15 protein-coding genes are annotated in these 19488 nt (G+C 75.0%); 5 read left to right on the forward strand and 10 right to left on the reverse strand.

Features of this window, described 5'->3' with window-relative positions; translation table 11 throughout:
* Window positions 1-4: 4 nt before the first annotated feature.
* Window positions 5-877: a hypothetical protein gene (locus R3E88_10430; protein MEZ4216881.1), complete on the reverse strand. Its 873-nt coding sequence runs from the start codon at window positions 875-877 to the stop codon at window positions 5-7.
* A 187-nt stretch (window positions 878-1064) separates the two neighbouring features.
* Between R3E88_10430 and R3E88_10435 the strand changes: the two genes are divergently transcribed.
* Window positions 1065-2951, forward strand: coding sequence for a tetratricopeptide repeat protein (locus R3E88_10435; protein ID MEZ4216882.1), 1887 nt, complete (start codon window positions 1065-1067; stop codon window positions 2949-2951).
* Entirely contained in the window at window positions 2948-4039 is a 1092-nt protein-coding gene (locus tag R3E88_10440) for a TauD/TfdA family dioxygenase (protein MEZ4216883.1), read from the forward strand. The genes R3E88_10435 and R3E88_10440 overlap by 4 nt, the downstream gene beginning before the upstream one ends.
* Here R3E88_10440 and R3E88_10445 read toward each other — a convergent pair.
* From R3E88_10445 to R3E88_10465, 5 genes are all read right to left on the reverse strand, one after another.
* On the reverse strand, window positions 4018-5223 hold the full coding sequence (locus tag R3E88_10445; GenBank protein ID MEZ4216884.1) for a helix-turn-helix transcriptional regulator: 1206 nt from the start codon (window positions 5221-5223) through the stop codon (window positions 4018-4020). The two genes, R3E88_10440 and R3E88_10445, sit on opposite strands and share 22 nt — an antisense overlap.
* A gap of 407 nt (window positions 5224-5630) precedes the next feature.
* On the reverse strand, window positions 5631-7097 hold the full coding sequence (locus R3E88_10450; GenBank protein ID MEZ4216885.1) for an MATE family efflux transporter: 1467 nt from the start codon (window positions 7095-7097) through the stop codon (window positions 5631-5633).
* A 76-nt stretch (window positions 7098-7173) separates the two neighbouring features.
* Complete coding sequence (locus R3E88_10455) at window positions 7174-7743, reverse strand: DNA-deoxyinosine glycosylase (GenBank protein ID MEZ4216886.1); 570 nt, start codon at window positions 7741-7743, stop codon at window positions 7174-7176.
* Window positions 7740-8552: an enoyl-CoA hydratase-related protein gene (locus tag R3E88_10460; GenBank protein MEZ4216887.1), complete on the reverse strand. Its 813-nt coding sequence runs from the start codon at window positions 8550-8552 to the stop codon at window positions 7740-7742. The genes R3E88_10455 and R3E88_10460 overlap by 4 nt, the downstream gene beginning before the upstream one ends.
* 48 nt (window positions 8553-8600) lie before the next feature.
* Window positions 8601-8885: a superinfection immunity protein gene (locus tag R3E88_10465; protein ID MEZ4216888.1), complete on the reverse strand. Its 285-nt coding sequence runs from the start codon at window positions 8883-8885 to the stop codon at window positions 8601-8603.
* A gap of 69 nt (window positions 8886-8954) precedes the next feature.
* Here R3E88_10465 and R3E88_10470 point away from each other — a divergent pair, with 69 nt between their 5' ends.
* The gene (locus R3E88_10470) at window positions 8955-10655 is read left to right on the forward strand and encodes a hypothetical protein (GenBank protein ID MEZ4216889.1); all 1701 of its coding nucleotides are present in this window, start codon (window positions 8955-8957) and stop codon (window positions 10653-10655) included.
* Here R3E88_10470 and R3E88_10475 read toward each other — a convergent pair.
* Complete coding sequence (locus R3E88_10475) at window positions 10556-11674, reverse strand: hypothetical protein (protein ID MEZ4216890.1); 1119 nt, start codon at window positions 11672-11674, stop codon at window positions 10556-10558. The two genes, R3E88_10470 and R3E88_10475, sit on opposite strands and share 100 nt — an antisense overlap.
* Before the next feature lie 158 nt (window positions 11675-11832).
* Between R3E88_10475 and R3E88_10480 the strand changes: the two genes are divergently transcribed.
* Window positions 11833-12282, forward strand: a complete 450-nt coding sequence (locus tag R3E88_10480) for a nuclear transport factor 2 family protein (GenBank protein MEZ4216891.1) — start codon at window positions 11833-11835, stop codon at window positions 12280-12282.
* 985 nt (window positions 12283-13267) lie between these two features.
* Here the strand turns inward: R3E88_10480 and R3E88_10485 are convergent.
* The gene (locus R3E88_10485) at window positions 13268-14590 is read right to left on the reverse strand and encodes an MFS transporter (GenBank protein MEZ4216892.1); all 1323 of its coding nucleotides are present in this window, start codon (window positions 14588-14590) and stop codon (window positions 13268-13270) included.
* A 25-nt stretch (window positions 14591-14615) separates the two neighbouring features.
* Complete coding sequence (locus R3E88_10490) at window positions 14616-16025, reverse strand: ATP-binding protein (protein ID MEZ4216893.1); 1410 nt, start codon at window positions 16023-16025, stop codon at window positions 14616-14618.
* Window positions 16026-16221: 196 nt separating this feature from the next.
* Between R3E88_10490 and R3E88_10495 the strand changes: the two genes are divergently transcribed.
* The gene (locus R3E88_10495) at window positions 16222-18684 is read left to right on the forward strand and encodes an aminotransferase class I/II-fold pyridoxal phosphate-dependent enzyme (protein MEZ4216894.1); all 2463 of its coding nucleotides are present in this window, start codon (window positions 16222-16224) and stop codon (window positions 18682-18684) included.
* A 51-nt stretch (window positions 18685-18735) separates the two neighbouring features.
* Here R3E88_10495 and R3E88_10500 read toward each other — a convergent pair whose 3' ends face one another.
* Entirely contained in the window at window positions 18736-19473 is a 738-nt protein-coding gene (locus tag R3E88_10500) for an NUDIX hydrolase (GenBank protein MEZ4216895.1), read from the reverse strand.
* Window positions 19474-19488: the final 15 nt, after the last annotated feature.

The following is a 19488-nucleotide window of genomic DNA, read 5'->3' on the forward strand; positions in this document are numbered from 1 at the left end:
GTCGCTAGGGCGCCGGGGCGAGGCCGGGGCCGAGGCCGTCCTCGCGGTCGTCCTCGGGCGACGCGCAGTCGGGATCGGCCGGGTAGTCGATCGCGCCGTCGCCGTCGTCGTCGATCTCGTCGCTGCAGGCGGGGCGCACCAGCGCGACGAGCTGGGCGCGGTAGAGGCTCAGGTCCGCGGCCAGCGTGCGATTTCCGTAGAAGCTCGTCGCGCGCGGCTGGCGCTTCTCGAAGGTGCGCACGACGAGGATGCCCGCGAGCTCGAAGCGGTCGCCGCGCCGGGCGAAGAGCGCGCCGCCCGAGTCGCCCGTCGTCGCCTGCGCCTCGAAGCGCGTCGCGCCCGGCGCGCCGGGCGGCGTGAAGTCCATCGCGAGCACGTGCGTGTGCACGCCGCCGGTGGCGACGCGGAAGGGGCCGGCCTCGATCCGGTTCGTTCCCCAGCGCATGGCGCGCGTCGCCGCCCAGCGGAAGCCCTCGAACGCAGCGCCGCCGGGCGCGCTCCACGCGGCGCGCGCACCGCGGTCGAGCCCCTGGCCGACGAGCCACACGCGCGCCCCCCGCGGAGGGCGCGCGCGCGCGATCGGCAGCACGGGCAGGTGCGGGTCGCTGTCGATGCGGAACGCGAGCAGGTCGCTCGCGCTGCCGTCTTCGTTGCGGAGGCGCGTGCGCGTCGCATCGATCGGGGAACCGACGACGCCGCCGATCTCGACCGGGAAGGCGCCGACGTGGGCGGCCGTGAGCACCCAGCGGTGGCCGAGGTAGACGGCGCTGTACGGGCCGCGTCGCGCGAGGTGCTCGAAGGGGAGCCGCGCGCGGCCCGTCGCGCTCGCCGGCGGCGGCTGCGTGTTGGTCGCCGCGTCGCCGACGGCGAGCAGCACGCCGCACGCGGGCGCAGCCCCGACCAGGGGGCCGACGAGCGCGCCGACGAGGGCCGCCGCAGCGGCGCGCGCCGCGCGCGCGGGCCGGAGCGGCCGCGGCGCGCCGGGTCGAGACTCGATCGCACGGGGCCGCACGCGCGCAGCATGCCATACGCGCGGCCCGCCGATTCCGTACCCTGCCGCGCCGATGGCCCGCCGGATCGCGATCGCCGCGCTGCTCGTCGGCGCCGTCCTCACGCTGTACGCGCCCGTCGACGGCTACCCGTTCGCGTCGATCGACGACTCGCTCTACGTCACCGGCAACCCGCGCGTGCAGGCCGGGCTCGATCTCGACGGGCTGCGCTGGGCGCTCACCAGCACGAGCGACGGCAACTGGCTCCCGGCGACCTGGCTCTCGCACATGCTCGACGTCGAGCTGTACGGGCTCGACGCGGGCCGGCACCACCGGACGAGTCGCTGGCTGCACGCGCTGAACGCCGCGCTCGTGTTCGCCGCGCTCGTCGCGATGACGGGACGGGCCGCACCCGCGGCGCTCGTCGCCGCGCTCTTCGCGCTGCACCCGCTGCGCGTCGAGTCGGTGGCCTGGGTCGCCGAGCGCAAGGACGTCCTGAGCGGGACGTTCGCGCTGCTCGCGATCGCCGCGCACGCGTCCTTCGCGCGCACGGGCGGAGCCGCGCGGCGCGCCGGCGTGATCGCCGCGCTCGCCGCCGGCCTGATGGCGAAGTCGATGCTCGTGACGCTGCCGTTCGTGCTGCTCCTGCTCGACGTCTGGCCGCTCGGCCGCGTCGCGGGCGCGCGGGCGGACGCCGGCGCACTCGAGCGCGCGCTCGCGCGCTGGGGCGGCGCGGAGCGGCCGGGTCGCTTCCGCGCGGCGCCGCTCGCCGACCTCGTGCGCGAGAAGCTCCCGCTCTTCGCGCTCGTCGCGGCGGCGAGCGCGATCACGTTCGCGGCCCAGGAGGGGCGGGGCGCGATGGTCGTGGGCGGCGACCTCGCCGCGCCCGAGCGCCTCGCGAACGCGGTCGTCGCCTTCGCGCGCTACGCGAGCGCGCAGCTGTGGCCCGTCGGTCTCGCCTCGCAGGTGCCGCATCCGTTCCTCCCGATGGAGGGCGGGCGGGGGCTCGGCGCGGGGCAGGTCGTCGGCGCGCTCGCGCTGCTCGGCGCGCTGACGGCGGGCGCGCTCGCGGCGGGTCGCGCGGTGGGCGTCGGCTGGCTCTGGTTCCTGGGCATGCTCGTCCCCGTGAGCGGCATCGTGCAGGTCGGCCCGTACGCGCTCGCCGACCGCTACACGTACCTGCCTTCGATCGGGTTCTGGATCGCCGTCGTGTTCGGCGTCGGCGCGCCCCTCGCGGCGCGCGTCGGCCGCTCGCGCGGGCTCCGCCGCGCCGGAGCCGCCGCCATCGCGGCGGCGATCGCGCTGCTCGCGCTCGCGAGCGCGTTGCAGATCCGCACCTGGCGCGACTCGCTCGCGATCTACCGCCGCTCGCTCGAGGTCGACCCCGGCAATCTCGCCGCGCACTTCAGCCTCGCGGGCGAGTACCGCGCGCGCGGCGAGGACGCGCTCGCGCTCGCGCACTACCGCGCCGTGCTCGCGCGGCAGCCGCGCTCGGCGCGCGCGTGGAACGGATTGGGTGTCGTGCTCCACCAGCTCGGGCGGGATCACGAGGCGGCGGGCGCGCTCGAGCGGGCCCTCGCGCTGCAGCCCGGCCTCGCGCTCGCGCACAACCAGCTCGGCAACGTGTACCGCGACCTCGGTCGCCTCGACGACGCCGAGCGGGCCTACCGCGCCGCGCTGCGCGCCGAGCCGTCCGCCTACGTCGTGCGGCTCAACCTCGGCAACCTGCTGCGCGACGCGGGGCGCGACGACGAGGCGCTCGCGCTCTACGAGGAGGCCGTGGCGCTGCGGCCGTCGTCGGGCAAGGCGCGCCACACGCTGGCCGAGCTGCTCGCGCAGCGCGGCGACGTCGACGCCGCGCGCGCGCAGTACGAGGCGATCCTGGCGGTGGACCCGCTCGACGCCGAGGCGCGCGTCCGGCTGCGCCGGTTGGCCCGCGATGCATTAGGCTCTGCGCCGTGACGAGCCCCGCGACGACGACCGATTCCGCCCGCGCCGCGCGCGTCGAGTGCCTGCCCGAGGCGCTCCGCGTCCACTTCGAGCCCGGCGCCGGCCCGGAGGGCGCCGCGTCGGCCGACTACCACTACTTCTGGCTCCGCCACCAGTGCCCGTGCTGCTGCCATCCGACCACCGGCGAGCGCGTCGTGTGCCCGTCGCACGTCGACCTCGCGCTCCGGCCGGTGCGCGCGGCGGCGACGCCCGACGGCGGCGCCGTCGAGCTCGCATGGCCCGACGGCCACGCGTCGCGGTTCGCGACCTCGTGGCTCGCCGCGCACGCCTACGCACCCGAGCGGTCGGGCGGTGCGGCGGCGGCGCGCGTCGACGACCACCGCGTCGAGCCCGGGCCCGAGCTGGCGGCGCGCTGTCTCGCGCGCGTCGCCGAGCGCGGGGCGGCCGTCGTGTTCGGCGCCGGCGACGACACCGAGGGCCTGATCGCGCAGTTCGAGGCGCTGGGCCTCGTCGTCGTGCCGACGCACTTCGGGCGCATCGAGGATCTGCGCACCGACAACACGACGAACGAGAACACCGACCAGCTCGGCTACACGAACGCGCCCGTCGACCTCCACACCGACCAGCCCTTCCTCGAGCGGCCGCCGCGCTACCAGGCGCTCCACTGCGTGCGCGCCGCCGACGAGGGCGGGGCGAGCGCGATCGCCGATGCGTTCGCCGCGGCGCGCGTGCTGCGCGACACGGCGCGCGAGGACTTCGACGTGCTCGCCGGAACGCCGATCGTGTTCGACCGGCGCCAGAAGCGGTACACGAAGCGCCTCGTGACGCCCGTGCTCGAGGTGGTGGACGACGAGCCCGTGCGCGTGCGCGCGAGCTACTTCACGCTCGGGACGCCGATGCTGCCGTTCGAGCGCATGGAGGCGTGGTACCGCGCGTACGCGCGCTTCGTGCGGCTCGTGAACGACGAGCGCCACCGCGTCGCCTTCCGCCTCGAGGCGGGCGATTTCCTGCTCTACGACAACTTCCGGATGCTGCACGCGCGCGAAGCGTTCACGGGCGCGCGCTGGGTGCGCGGGATCTACTTCGACCCGCGCGCCTGACGCGCCCGCGCCGCTCCGCCCTCGTCGATCGTCGCGACGCCGCTCAGGATCAGCTGCAGCAGCTCGCCCTGCCGGTTCGTCTCCGTCTTCGCGAAGACCTGCTTGAGCTGGCTGCGCGCCGTGTTGAGCGTGACGCCGCGGATGCCCGCCGCGTCCTCGAGCGAGTGCCCCTGCGCGAGCAGCTGCGCGAGGTCGGCCTCGGCCGGCGTCAGCCCGTACACGGTCGTGAGCACCGTCGTGAGCGAGAGGTCGCGGTACTCGGGGTCGCTGATGAAGATCACCGCGGCGGCCCCGGCCATCGCGCGGTCGTGGACCCGCCCGAGCACGGGCGTCACGAGCACGGGATAGGCGCGCAGCCCCGAAGGCCGGGCGAGCGACATGAAGCCGCCGCCGGAGAGCTCGCGTCCGCGCTCCGGCATGGTCGCGGAGTCGATCAGCTGGTGGAGCGCGGCGGTCGTCTCGCGGTCGCTCGCGCGCGGCCCGTCGTCGGCGAACGTGAAGCCGTCCTCCGCCGCGGCGATGCGGAGCGCCATCCGGTTGCGGATCAGCGGCGCGCGGTTCGCATCGAGCACGACGACGCCGGTCGGGATGCGGTCGATGACCTCGTGCAGCGCGAGCTGCTGGCCCTCGGTGCTCTGCAGGCGCCCGAAGATGTCGACCGCGCGGCCGAGGTGGGGAACGAGACGATCCGCGACGCCGAGCAGCGCGTCGGAGATCGCCGGCTGGTCGCCGCGGCGGTAGACGACGATCAGCGAGGAGAGGATCGCCTCCTCGGGCGACACGAGGTGGAGGATCGGCGGCTCCGGAGCGAGGCCGCGCGGCCGGAGGAAGTCCTCGTCGAACTCGCTGCCGGGCATCATCTCGGGCGGGTAGTGCTCGCTCATGCGCACGAAGCGGCGGCCGAGGTCGTCGCCCGCGTTCGCGAGCCAGGGGAGGCCGGCCCGCGCGTGGCGCAGCGAGATCGGCGACGGCAGCGGGTCGGTGCCCGCGTAGAACTGCGCGGCGGGCTGGTTGAGCGCAGGCGTCTGGATGTTGAGGAAGACGGCGGCGCCCCCGAACAGCTCGGAGATGCCCTTCGCGACGTCGGACCAGGCCTCGCGGTCGGTCGCGGCGCGGTAGATCGCGTCGAGCAGCGGGAGGAGGCGCTGCTCCGCGAGTCGTCGGTCGTCGGTGGGCTCGGACATCGATGAGCGCTCGCTCGATCCCCTGTCGACGGGATAGTAGACCGCTGGATCCCGAAATGGGGTAGACGGGCGGCCCCCCGGCGCATCGGCATCGGAAAAGTCGCGAAGGGTCACCCAACTGAGGGATGCAGCTGCGCGTCCCGTGTCGGTATCCATGGTGGTGAGGTCGACCGCTCGACGCAGGGGCCCGCAGAGGGGAAGACGCCGCCACCACGCATAACGTCTTCCGGAGTCCGCACTCGGCGGGCCCATTCCTTCCCAGAGCGACGGAGCGGAACCCTCGGCCCGCCCGGCAGCCTCCGCGCGCAGGAGGCCCCACCGGGCGGGCCTCCTCGTTCACGCACCGCGTCATGCGCGGGCTCCGTGATGCGTCGGCGAGACGCGCTGCGTCGCGTCGCCGACGCGCGTCAGGCGCGGAGTGCCTGCCAGCGTCCGGAGCGGAAGCGCGTCGTCAACACGAACGCCTTCACCACGTAGTCGCCGATCAGGGCCGCGTAGACCCACTCGACGGGCAGCCCGGCCAGCCGGAACGCGAACGCGAGCGTGAGGCGCACGCCGAGGAAGCCGCTCATCACCGAGATCAGCGGCCAGCGGGTGTCGCCCGCGCCGCGGAGCGCCCCGGACAGCGCGAACTCGATCGCCATCAGCGGCTGCACGACGCCGAGCACCCAGATGAAGACGACGGTGAGCCGCTGCACCTCGGGGTCGGCGTTGAAGAGCGGCGCGACGGTCTGCGCACTCGCGATCACCGCGACGCCGAGCACGACCATCGCGTAGATCGCGAGCCGCGTGCAGCGCCAGCCCGCCACCATCGCCTCCTCCGGCTCGCCCGCGCCGAGGTGCTGGCCCACGAGGGTCGAAGCGGCGATCGAGTACGCGAAGCCGACCACGAAGGAGATCGAGAGCAGCTGGACGCCGATGTTGTACGCGGCGTTCGGCGCCGTTCCGTAGGTCGACACGATGACGAGGAAGGCGAAGAAGCCGCCCTGGAAGACGGCCTGCTCGATGCCGGACGGCCAGCCGATCTGCGCGATCCGGGCGAGCCGCTCGCGCGTGAGCGCGCCGCGCACGCGCGGCGCGAGGCAGAGCCTGCGACGCGCGAACTGCACGAGCATCGCCGCGGCGCCGACGCTGAACGCGATCCCGGTCGCGATCGCCGCGCCGCGCACGCCCATCGGCGCGATGGGGAGCGGAAGGCCGGGCAGCTCGCCGAACACGAGCGCGTACACGAGCACGACGTTCACGATGTTCATGAGCGCGCCGATCGCGAGCGGTGTCAGCACGTCGCCCGCCGCGCGCAGCGCCGTGCCCAGCACGAACTGCACGGTGAACCCGACGTAGAAGGCCATCAGCCAGCGCAGGAAGTCGGCCGTGCGCGCGGTCGTCTCCGGCGGCAGGCCGAAGCTCGCCGCGAGCGGGTCCGACAGCCAGATCGTCACGGCGGAGAAGACGAGCCCGAGCGAGGCGCAGAGCGCGAGCGACGCGAACGTCACGCGCTCCGCCTCGGCGCGGTCGCCCGCCCCCCAGGCGCGGGCGACGAGCGCCGTCGTTCCCGCCGTCACCGCCATCATCACGGCCTGCCCGAAGAAGAAGATGCGGTTGCCGCTGCCGACGGCGGCCTGCGCATCGACGCTCACGCGCCCGACGATCGCGGTGTCGACGATGCCGACGATCGACTGCAGCACGTTGGTCGCGATCGACGGCCACGCGAGCTGGAACACCGTGGGGCGCGCGGTCGCCGCGCTCGCGGGCGGAATGCCGCTCTCCGCGTCGTACTCCGCGTGCAGCTCCGGGGCGGGCTCGGCGAGTGCGCGCGCGGAGAGGGCGCCCAGCGAGGCCGCAGGGCCCTCGCGGTCTTCGAGACGATCGCTCACGGAGTCTCCGGCGTTGCGCGGAATGCGTGCGGGTGGCGCGGGCCGACCATAGCGCGGCGCGGGCGGCGGCGAGCCCTCAGCGCGCGGAGCCGCGGCCGGCGGGGCGAGCCGGCGCGGGCGGCTGCGCGGATGCGAGCGCGTCGACGAGGGCGGCCCGCCAGACGTCGCGCTTCGCGCGCGCGGTGTTCGCGGGGCTCGTGCTCGGGAGGGTCGCGAGCGCGATCGCGCGCTCGTCGAGCAGCGGCTGCAGCGGGCCGGCCGCGTGCCGCTCGAAGAGGCGCCGCGCGGTCTGGCCGTTGAACCAGACCCGGCGCAGCGCGCGGTGCGCGCGCACGAATCGCGCGAGGTCGTTCGGCGCGGGATCGCGGATCGCGGCGTCGAGCGAGCCGGCACGGACGCACTCCGCGAGCACGTCCCAGAGCGCGAACCCGCGCTCGCACAGCGCCGCGCAGCGCTCGCGGTACGGGCGATCGCGCTCGACGCCGATCGCGTCGACCACGTCCCAGAACGCGTTGCGCGGGTGCCCGTAGTACTCGCCCGCGGCGAGCGACGCGACGCTCGGCATCGTTCCGAGCACGAGCGTGTGGGCGTCGGGCGCGGCGACGGGCGGCAGGCCCGTCACGCGCGGCGCGGACGCGCCGCTCACACGTCCGGCCACTCGGGCCAGTCCGCGCTCACGCGCAGGCTCCACCGCGGGTCGCGCCGCTCGAGGTATGCCATGACGCCCTCGATCGCATCCGGCCTGCCCATCAGGTGGTGATGGAGCGCGGTCTCGAGGCGTTCGGTCTGCTGCGGCGACAGCATCGGGCTCTGCCACAGGAGCTTCTTCGTGACCGCGACCGAGACCGGGGCCGTGTGGACGGCGATGTCGCGTGCGATCGCGAGGGCGGTGGGGAGCACCTCGTCGGCGGGCACGCAGCGGCTCGCGATGCCCATCGCGAACGCCTCGTCGCCGCTCATGCGCCGCCCCGTCAGGAGGATCTCGGCCGCGCGCTCGATGCCGACGATGCGCTGCAGCGTCCAGTTCGCGTAGGCGTCGGGCATCACGCCGCGGCGCACCTGCACGATGCCGTACTTGCCCTCGCGCGCGATCACGCGGAGGTCGGCCTGCAGCGCGAGCGTGAGCCCGAGGCCGATCGCGTGGCCGTTCACCGCGGCGATGACGGGCTTGCGCAGCGCGAACGCAGGCGGGTCGACCGCCGCGGCGCTGAAGTCGGCGCCGTCCTGCTTCGCGAAGGTGTCCTCGCCCGCCGTCATGTCGGCGCCCGCGCAGAACGCCCGACCGGCGCCCGTGAGCACGATCGCGCGCACCGCGTCGTCGGCGTCGCAGCGGCGGTAGGCGTCCCCGAGCTCGTCGCCCATCCGCCCGCTGAAGGAGTTGAGCGCGTCGGGACGGTGCAGCGTGATCGTCGCGACGCCGTCCTCGAGCGCGAAGCGGATGTCTTCGTAGGCCAAGCGGTCCTCCGGTGGGTGCGGGCGACGCGCGCGGCGCCGTCGGTGCGACTAACGAGGCTCGGCGAGGGCGAGGTGCCCCTCGCGTCGGCGCCGACGCACGCCGCCGTCCCCGGGAAGCGCGACGAGCGCGGGGCGCCGGGCGAGGGCGCGCGTCCGCGACGGGTGGGCATCGCTGCGCAGCGCCGCGACGAGCAGCGCGACCCAGCCGACGACCGTCCATCCGAGCGCGAGGTTCGCGGCGAGCAGCAGCGGCGCGCGCTCGTGACCGCGGCCGACCGCCGCGATCCACGGCGCGAGGTAGGCCACGAGCAGCGCGAACGCGGCGAACTCCATGGCGCGCGAGCGTAGCAGCGCGCGCCGTCCGGGTGGCGCGCGAAGGGCGGCTGACGGAAGCTGCCGCGCATGCAGGACGGCGACGTGGCGCGACTGCGCGCGCACCTGGCGCTCCCTCTCGCCGCGCCGGTCGCCGTCGGCATGGCGCTCCGCTGCGCGGGCCTCGCGCGGCAGGTCGTCGGCGACGACGAGCTCCACGCCGTGCGCGCCGCGCTCGCGATGCCGGTGGGCGAGATCCTCTCGACCTATCGCGTCACCGATCACAGCCTTCCGCTCACCGCGCTGTATCGCCTCGCGCTCGACGCCGGCGTTCCGCTCTCGGAGCTCGCGCTGCGCGCGCCGCCGCTCGCGGGCTCGCTCGCGCTGCTCGCGCTCGCGCCGGCGCTCGCCGCGCCGCTCGTCGGGCGGCGCGTCGCCGTCGTCTGGGCGTGGCTGCTCGCCGTCCTCCCGATGCTCGTGGCGTACGGGTCGATGGTGCGCTCCTACGCGCTCGTGCTCCCCGCAGCGACGCTCGCGCTCGTGTGCTTCGCGCGCTTCTGGAGCGGGGAGGGCGCGCGCTTCGCGGCGGGCTTCGCCGCGCTCGGCGCGCTCGCGATCTGGCTGCATCTCGGCGCGGGGCCGTTCGCGCTCGGGCCGCTCGCCTTCGGAGCCGCGTCCGCGCTGCGCGCGCCGCGCGGTCGCGACGAGACCGGCCGCGTGCGGGCGGGCGACGCCGGCGGGCCGCGGCGTCTCGCGCACGTCGGCGCGTCCGCGCTCGGCCTCGCGCTGGCGGGCGGCGCGCTCCTCGCGCCGGCGGCGGGCTCGCTCGCCGAGCTCGTCGCGCGCAAGCGCGGCGCACCGGGTGCGACGCTCGCGATCGCGCTCGAGGTCGCGCAGCTGCACGCGGGCGTGGCAGGGCCGGGCGCGCTCGTCGTCGGCGCGCTCGCCGTGCTCGGCGCCGCGATCGGATGGCGGCGGGGCGGCGGGGGGCGCGCGCTCGTCGGCTGCGCGGTCGGCGGCATCGCCGCGCAGCTCGTCGGGCTCGCCGTGCTCGCGCCCAAGCTCGACTCGCCCGTCGTCGCCGCGCGCGCGTGGCTCGTCGCGCTTCCCGCCGCGGCGCTCTGCGTCGCGTTCGGCGTCGAGGCGGTCGCGGCGCGCACGCGTCGGACGGCGCTCGTCGCGGCCGCGGCGATCGCGGCGCTCGTCGCCGCCGGGCCGCTTCCGGACGCGGGCCGCTGGCGCAGCGCGTTCCGGCATCACGACGACTACCTCCTGTTCACGCGCTCGCGCGCGCGTCTCGCGCCGCCCGCGCTCCCCCGCTTCTACGCGGAGCTCGCGTCGGGTGCGCGCGAGCGCGGCGCCGTCGTCGAGGCGCCGTGGCACCCGTTCTGGGGCTTCGGCCATGCGGTGCCCGCCTACCAGGAGGTGCACGGTGAGGACGTGATCGTCGCGAACGACGAGGACTACGCGCGCACGGACGCCTTCGCCTGGCGCAACGCCGTCGCGCTCGCTCCTGCGCCGGTGCTGCGCACGCGCGCGCGCTGGCTCGTCCTGCACCTCGACCTCGAGCGGGAGGAGACGGCGCTCCGCGCGGCGCGCGGCGCGGCGGCGCCCGCCCGCGCGCGCACGGCGACGTGTGGCGCGTACTGCGCGCGCGCGCGCGCGCGCGCGCGCCGCGATCTCGAGCGCGCCTACGGCCCTCCCGACGCGCGCGGGGGTGGGCTCGTCGTCTGGGACCTCGCGCGCGTGCGCGCGTCGGGCGCGAGCGCGGGGTCGACGGCGGCGAGGTGATCGAGCAGCGCGCGCGCCACGATCGCGTGGCCGCGCGCGCGCAGGTGCATCGCGTCGAGGAAGACCGCCTGGCTCCGCGCGCCGCCGAGCGTCGCGGCGCGAAGCCGGGCGAGCACCTCGACCAGCGGCAGGCGAGCGCTCAGCGTGCGCGCGCGCAGGAGGCGGTAGTCGTCGCCCTCGCCGTCGAGGTCGTCGCGCGCGGGCAGCAGCACGACGTGCAGCTCGCCTCCGCGCGCGCGCGTCTCGCGGTCGATGCGCGCGAGCAGCGCGCCGATCACGGCGTCGGTCTCCGCGCGGTCGAGCAGCACGTCGCCGAGGCGCGCGCGCACGAACGCGTCGAGGGCGGGAACGCGCGCGAGCGCACCGCGCAGGAAGCGGCTGTCGGCGTACCAGTGGCGCAGGCTGTGACGGCGGATCGGCCCGTCGTCGAGGACGATGCCGTCGTCCGACGCCTCGCCGGTTCGCGCGCGCCGGAAGAGCGGCTTGCGGCGTCCGTAGCGCGCGTTCGACTGCGTGTCGGCGACGTCGTTGCGCGCGCACAGCGCGAGCACGACGTGGCGCAGCGCGGGCAGCGCCTCGCGCTGGCGCGCGAACCACAGCCACGTCTGGTCGAGCCCGTAGCCCGAGACGGCGAGGTTCGCGACGTCGACGCCGAAGGGCGCGAGCGCGCGGGAGAGGCGCGCGGGGAACGCCGCGTCGCCGTCGACGCCGAAGCCCCAGGCGACCGAGTCGCCGAGCACGGCGATGCGCGCGCTCCCCGGCCGCAGCGGCGGCGAGCGATAGCCGTGCTCGTCGGTCTCGATCGTGCCCCAGTCGAGCTCGACGCGGCGAGACGGGATCGGCGCCCATCCGAGCTCGGGATCGAAGCGCGTGTTCGGATCGTGCCACGAGGTCGCGTTGGCGCGCGCCGCGGCGAAGTCTTCGAGGAGGAGGGCGCCGTCGAGCGCGACGAGCGCGGCGCCGACGAGCGCGATGCCGAGCACCGTCCCGAGCGCCGCGCTCGCGACGCGCAGCGCCACGCGGCGGCCGCGCGGCGCGCGATCTCGTCCGGCCCGCTCGCCCTGCGTCATCGCGCGGCGACTATACTCGAGCGCTCGCGCCGCACCGCCGCGCGAGGCGGACACCGCGTGTCCGACCGAGAGTGCCCGAAACCCGCCGTACCCAGGAGGAGGCCGCCGTGCCGCTCAGTCTTCAGGAGATCTCCGACCGCATCGAGATCCAGGAGCTCCTCGTCCGCTACTCGCACTGCATCGACACGCGCGACTTCGACGGGCTCGATCGCGTCTTCACGCCCGATGCCCACATCGACTACACCGCGCTCGGGGGCTCGAAGGGAACGCTCGCCGAGACGAAGGCCTTCCTCGAACGCTCGATGGTGATGTTCAAGAGCTTCCAGCACATGATCGCGAACACGGTGCTCGAGCTCGACGGCGACCGCGCGAGCGCGCGAACGATCTGCCACAACCCGATGGTGATGGACCGCGGCGGCAAGGAGCACGTCTTCGTGTGCGGCCTGTGGTACGTCGACGAGCTCGTGCGCACCGCGGACGGATGGCGCATCCGGCAGCGCGTCGAGGAGCGCTGCTACGTCGACAACATGCCCTCGGATCTGCGCCCGCCGGTCTGACGCGCGCCGTGACCCGCGCACCGACGGCGCGCGTGCGCGTCGCCTACGCGCTCTTCGTCCTCGCGCTGGGCGTCGCGACCGCGGGCGTCGGCGAGGGGATCGTGCGGCTGCGCGGGGGAAGGCCGTGGGACGCGCGGCCGGCCGAGCTGCTCGTCGAGCCGGGCGGGCGGCTCTACCGCGCGGACCCCGTCCTCGGCTACGCGAGCCTCCCGGGCCGCTACCGCATCCGCTTCCCGACCGGCCTCGCGTTCACGACGACGGTCGACGCGGACGGCCTGCGCGCGACGCGTCCGCCGGGCGAGGCGCCGGCGCTGGACGCGCCCGGGCTCTGGATCTTCGGCTGCTCGTTCACGTACGGCTGGGCCGTCGACGACGACGCGACCTACGCGTGGCAGCTCGAGCGGCTGCGGCCCGACCTCGACGTGCGCAACTTCGCGGTGAGCGGCTACGGGACGCTGCAGTCGCTGCTCCAGCTCGAGCGCGCGCTGCGCGAGCGGCCGGCGCCCGCGGTCGTCGTGCTCGCCTACGCGTCGTTCCACGACGAGCGCAACACGTTCACGCGGCGGCGGCGCAAGCGCGTCGCGCCCTTCCAGCGGCTCGGCCCGCTCGTGCAGCCGTTCGCGCGCCTCGGCCGCGACGGCGCGCTCGAGGTCGAGATGGCGCGCGTCGCGTATCGGCCGTGGCCGGGCATGACCGCGTCGGCGCTCGTCCACCGGCTCGAGCAGGCGTGGAACGAGCTCGAGCGGCGCCGGGTCGACAGCGCGGCCGTGACGCGCGCGATCGTCGACCGCTTCGTCGCCGAGGCGCGGGCGAGCGGCGCGCGCGTCGTGTTCGCGACGCTCACGCGCAACGCGCACTCCGAAGCGATGCGCGCGCACGCGGAGCGCGCCGGCGCGACGGGGCTCGACCTGGCCATCGACCTCGACGCGCCGGGCATGCGCAATCTTCCGCACGACGGCCACCCGAGCCCGCTCGCGCACGCGCGCTATGCGCGGCGGCTCGTCCGCGCGCTGCCGGCGGCCGGCACCTCGGGCGCTCCCGGGGCAGGCGACGCGCGGCCGAGCCGGCGCCCGATCGCGACGAACACGACTGCGACGGGAAGGTTGAGCGCGGTGACGATCGCGAGCGAGTGACGGATCGCGTCGCGGCCCGCGGCGGGCTCGAGCAGGGGGTTGAGCGCGCCGACGATGGGCGGGCCGGCGCCGAGCCCGATCAGGTTCGTGCAGAGGAACAAGAGCGCCGCGGCCATCGTGCGCATGCGTGCGGGCGCGAGACCCTGGAGGATCGCGTACATCGGCCCGGCGTAGACCGCGCCCGCGAACAGGAAGGCGGCGGCGAAGGCGAGCGCGGCGGGCACGCTCTCTGCGTAGAGCGCGGCGGCGCCGAGCGGGAGCGTCGCGAGCATGCCCGCCGCGCACACGAACCCGTACCAGCGCGGGTCGCGCAGGCCGAGCCGGTCGCCGAGCTGGCCGCCCGCCGCCGTCCCGAGGCCGCCGCCGACGGCGGTCGCGAGGCCGAGGCTCCACCCGATCGTCGGGCGGTCGAGGTCGTGGACGCGCGCGAAGAACTCGTATCCCCAGAACGCGAACGCGTAGCCCGAGAGTGCGGCGACCGACGCGCCCGCGAGCACGAGCACGACGGTCGGCGAGCGAAGCAGCGTGCGGAGGGTCTCGGCGAAGGTCGGGACCTCGACGGGCGGCGGCGCCGCGTCGGTCCCGCCGCGCTCGGGCTCGCGGACGGTGAAGCGGACGAGCAGGGCGAGCGCGAGCCCGGGCAGCCCGACGACGACGAACGCGTCGCGCCAGTCCTCCGAGAACTGCGAGCCCGTGACGAGGCCGACGAAGATGCCGACGTGGATTCCCGTGGCCAGCAGTGCGAGCGCGCGCCCGCGCTGCGCGGCGGGGAAGTAGTCGGCCACGAGCGCGTGCGAGGGCGCGCTCCCGCCCGCCTCGCCGATGCCGACGCCGATCCGGTAGAGGAGCAGCTGGCCGTAGCTCGTCGCCGTGCCGCAGAGCGCCGTCAGTGCGCTCCACGCGGCGAGCGCGAACGTCACGACGTTGCGCCGGTTGCCCGTGTCGGCGAGCCGCGCGATCGGGATGCCGGCGATCGAGTACAGCACGGCGAACGCGAGCCCGCCGAGCAGCCCCATCTGGAAGTCGCTCGCGCCGAGCTCCGCGCGGATCGGTCCGACGAGGCTCGAGAGGATCTGTCGGTCGACGAAGTTGACGACGTAGACGAGGAACAGCACGAACAGCACCCAGGCGCGGTAGGCGGGGCTGGCGGGCACCGGGGGCCGGTTCTGCGTCATGCGGCGCGCACGCTAGCGAACGCGATCAGGGCTCGGGCGAGTGCGCGGGGAGGTCGACGTGCACGGACGTGCCCGCGCCGGGCGCGGTCTCGATCTCGATGCGGCCGCCGTGCTGCTCGACGATGCCGTGCGCGGTGCTGAGGCCGAGCCCGCTCGCGCCCTCGTCGATGCGCGTCGTGAAGAACGGCTCGAGCACGCGCGGCAGGACGTCGGCCGCGATGCCCGCGCCGGCGTCGACGACGCTGATGCGCACACCCGCCTCGGTGCGCGCCCAGCGCACCACCACGGCGCCCGTCGGCGCGGTCGCCTCGATCGCGTTGCTCACCAGGCACAGGAGCGCCTGCTCGAGCTGTACCGGGTTCGCGACGACCGAGAGCGAGGCGTCGCTCGGCTCGAGGACGACGCGCACGCCCGCCTGCTCGGCGAGGTCGCTCGCGACCACGAGCGCGCGGTCGACGACGAGCGCCAGCTGCGTCGGCCAGCGCTCGGCCGGCTCGCCGCGTGCGAACTGCAGGAGCCCGCGGACGATGCGCGACCCGCGCCGCGCTTCGTCGACGATGCGCGACAGGACCTCGTCCTCGACCCGGTGGGAGGGGTCCCGCCGCTGCTGCGCCTGCGCCAGCTGCGCCGTCGCCTGGATCGCGGCCAGCGGATTGTTGATCTCGTGTGCGATACCGGCGGCGAGCGTGCCGAGCGACGCGAGCCGGTGCGACTCCTCGAGACGCGCGCGCGAGACGAGCAGCTCGCGCGTCCGGTCGCGCACGCGCTCCTCGAGGTCCGCGTTGATCGCGCGCAGTGCGTCCTGGGTGGCCTGGAGCTCGTCGAGCTGCGCGCCCATCTCCTCGATCGCCTTCAGGATCTCCTCGTCCGGCGCGGAACGCGGCGACGCGGCGATCGCGCGCGTCGGGAGCTCGATCGTGTAGATCGCGCGACGCGGCTGCAGCTCCATGTCGACGAGGGCGTCGGCGTAGCCGAGCACGCGCGGCGCGGAGCGGATCGCACCGCGGACCGCGACGAAGAACTCCGGGACGTCCTCGTACTCGGGCGGGATCTCGATCGTCTCGCGCACGCGCGAGCGCGAGATGTCCTCGAACGTGGCCCGCGTGATGGGCCACATGCTCCGCCCCATCCAACGCGCGCCCATCCACAGGATGTCGCGCGGGCGGACGAGGGCGCGGACGACGGGCGACAGCCAGGCGGGGAGGGGGGCCTCGGCGTGCTCGTAGACGGCGCGCTCGATGCCGCCGTGGGGCTCGAGCGCGACCGTCGCGCGGCGGATCAGCTCCGCGAACGTCGACCACGCGAAGCCGCCGCGCAGGCGCGACGCGTCGTCGACCGAGATCGGCAGCCCGTGGACGAGCGGAGCGACGTCCACGCCGCGGCGTGCGAGGACGTCGACGACGAAGCCGAGCGATCGGTAGGAGACCTCCGCCAAGCGAATCCCTCGGTGCGCATCGGCGGCCGACGGCAGCGGCCTCGATGCCGCGGACCCTGGGCAAAGCCCCGGCGACCATACCGAAGTTCCTCCGAGTTGCGTGTCTCCTGCTCAAGGAGTCGCCCGACTCCTGCCGATGGAGGCGCCGCCCGCGTCGCCCGGGCGAACGGCGCGTGTGCCGCCGAGGGGGGAAGGCGTGGACCACTCCGCGCAGCTCGCGTTGATCGAATCGCACATCGACTCGGGCGTGCAGCGCGGCCTCGGCCACCTCGTCCTCGAGGACGAGCGGCTCGACGGCCGCTTCGTGACGATCGATGGGGAGCGGCGGCTCAACTTCGGATCGTGCAGCTATCTCGGCCTCGAGCTCGACGAGCGCCTCAAGCGCGCGTCGATCGACGCGGTCGAGCGCTACGGCACGCAGATCTCGTCGTCGCGCACCTACGTGTCGTCGCCGCAGTACCTCGAGCTCGAGCATCTGCTCGAACGGATCTTCGACGCGCACGTCGTGACGACGGCGACGACGACCCTCGCGCACTTCTCCGCGTTCCCCGTGCTGATCGGCGGGCGCGACGTCGTGCTGCTCGACCAGAGCGTGCACGCGAGCGTGCAGCTCACGTCCTCGATGCTGCGCTCGGGCGGGACGCGCATCGAGACGGTCCGGCACAGCGACCTCGCGATGCTCGAAGAGCGTGTCGAGGCGCTCTCGCGCGAGTGCGATCGCGTCTGGTACCTGGCCGACGGCGTGTACAGCATGGCGGGCGACACCGCGCCGATCGGCGCCCTGCAGGCGCTGCTCGATCGGCATCCGCAGCTGCACCTCTATGTCGACGACGCGCATGGGATGAGCTGGCGGGGACGGCACGGGCGCGGCGTCGCGCTCGAGAAGTACGCGCTGCACCCGCGCATGGTCGTCACGACGAGCCTGTCGAAGTCGTTCGCGGGCGGGGGGGCGGCGATCGTCGTCCCCGATCCTCAGCTCGCGCGGCGCCTCCGGCTGCTCGGCCCGTCGCTGATCTTCGGCGGTCCCATGCAGCCAGCGCTGCTCGGAGCGGCGATCGCGTCGGCGCGCATCCATCTCTCGCCCGAGATCGAGTCGCTGCAGGCGGACCTGCAGGCGCGTCTCGAGCTCTGCAACGATCGCCTGGCGAGCGCGGGCATCCCGCTCGCGTCGTCGCAGCGCACGCCGGTGCGATTCGTCGCGTGCGGACCGGTGCGGGTCGCATACGCGCTCGGCCAGCGGCTCACGCGCGAGGGCTTCCACGTGAACGCGGTCGGGTTCCCGGCCGTCTCCACGCGTCGCACCGGCATCCGCTTCACCTTGACGCGCCACCTCGAGCCCGGCGACATCGAGGCGCTCGTCGACGCGATCGATCGGCACTTCGAGGCGGCCTTCCGCGAGACGGGTGATTCGCCGACGGAGGTGTTCGCGGACTTCCGCCTCCCCGAGACGCATCGCTTCGCGACGTCGGGAACGGCGACGCCGCGCGCGGCCGCGCGCGCGCGCCACGTGGAGCTCGCGTGCGCGGCGACCATCGCCGACGTGCCCGAGGTGACGTGGAACCAGTGCTTCGGCGGCCGGGGCGCGTTCGACGTCGCCGGCCAGCGCTTCGCCGAGCGGCTGCTCGGCCGCGAGGCGGCCGGACCGAACGCGTCGACGTTCCGCTACTACCGCGGCGTCGACGCGCGCGGCCGGACGGTCGTCGCCGCGCCCTTCTCGTGCTTCCGCTGGAAGGTCGACGTCGACGCGGACGAGGCCGTGTCGCGCGTCGTCGAGGAGCGACGGCGCGAGGACCCCGAGTACCTGACGGTGCGCGCCTTCGCGGCCGGAACGCTGCTCTCCGAGGGCGACCACCTGTTCCTCGACCGCGAGAGCGGCGACGAGTGGCGCGACGGGCTCGCCCGCATGCTCGAAGCCGTGCGGCGCGACGCGCGCGCTCTCGAGGCCGAGATGATCGTGCTGCGCGACCTGCCGGCCGACGACGACGAGCTGCGCGCCTTCCTCGAGGGCGAGGGCTTCGTGGCGCGCGAGGGGCCGACCTCGCACGCCGTCGAGATCGCGTGGCGGACCGAAGAGGAGTTCCTGGCGGGGCTCACGCCGAAGAGCCGCTACGCGCAGCGTCGACAGGTGATGCCCTTCGACGCGCACTACGAGCGCGAGATCGTCGGCAAGGGAACGCGCCGGCTGCGCGACGACGAGCACGCGCACCTGTGGGATCTGTACTGCCAGGTCAAGCGCCGCAGTCTCGCGTTCAATACGTTCGACCTGCCGGACGACGTGTTCCGCCTCGCCGAGGCGGACCCGAGCTGGGAGCTCACGCTGCTCCACCCGCGCGAGGAACTCGCGGGCGGCGGCGTCGAGGGGCGCGACCTCCCGTGCGCGGTCGGCGCGTGCTTCGTGGGTCGCGGCGTCTACGTGCCGACCGTCCTCGGCATGGACGATCGCTACGCGCGGACCGCGGGGCTGTACCGCCAGATGCTCCGCCACGCGCTGCTGCGCGCGGCCGAGCTCGGACTGCCGCGCGTCCACCTGGGCTACGGGTCCGACCTCGAGAAGCGTCGCTTCGGTGCGGTCGCCCGGCGCTCGACGATGTACGTGCTCGCCGACGACACCTACGCGTTCGAGGCCCTCGCCCAGATCGAGGCGAACCTCGGTCGCTAGCCCGTCGCGTCAGACCGTCGAGTCGTCTCGTCAGACCGTCGAGTCGTCTCGTCAGACCGTCCAGTCGTCGCGCAGGTAGACCCAGCCCGTGTCGCGCATCTCGAGCCGGTGCCGGCCGCCCGCCAGGCTCGCGTCCGCGGCCTCGTAGCCCGCGTCGCCGTCGTAGAGTGCGACCGCACCGGTGTCGCTCATGACGATGCGGGTCTCGTAGATCTCGGGCACCGCGGCCTGCGAGCGGTCGAGCGCGTCGTCGACGCTGGCATAGCGAGCGAGGCGCTCGAGGGTGATCCACGTGGGGGGCGCGAGCTCGATCTCCCCCGCCTGCCTGCGGGCCATGGCGTCGGCGGGCCGGATCCAGCGGTGCGCCTTGATCTCGCCGTCGTCGATCGTCACGAGCCCGTGCGGCGCGCGCGCCACGAAGAACCAGGTGAGGAACCGCTTGGGCGTCATCGACGGCGGCGTCCAGTGCGAGAACGGCACCAGCGTCCGCTCGTCGACGTCGAGCCCGGCCTCCTCGCCGGCCTCGCGCACGGCCGCGCGGCGCGCGCACGCGAGATCGTCGTTGCGCGCGAGCCCTTCGCGGTCGGCATCGTCGACGCGGCCTCCCGGGAAGACCCACATTCCGCCCACGAACGCGAGCTTCGAGTTGCGGCGGAGCATGAGCGTCTCGAGCCCCCCGGCGCCGTCCTCGCAATCGCGGAGGAGGATGACGGTCGCCGCGGGCACGCCCGGCCGGCCCTCCGGCGGTGTCTCCGCGATCCATCGCTCGTAGCGCTCGCGATCGAACACGCGATTCCTCCGTCG

The sequence above is a fragment of the Myxococcota bacterium genome, from assembly GCA_041389495.1.
Lineage (GTDB): Bacteria > Myxococcota_A > UBA9160 > UBA9160 > UBA4427 > JAWKRT01.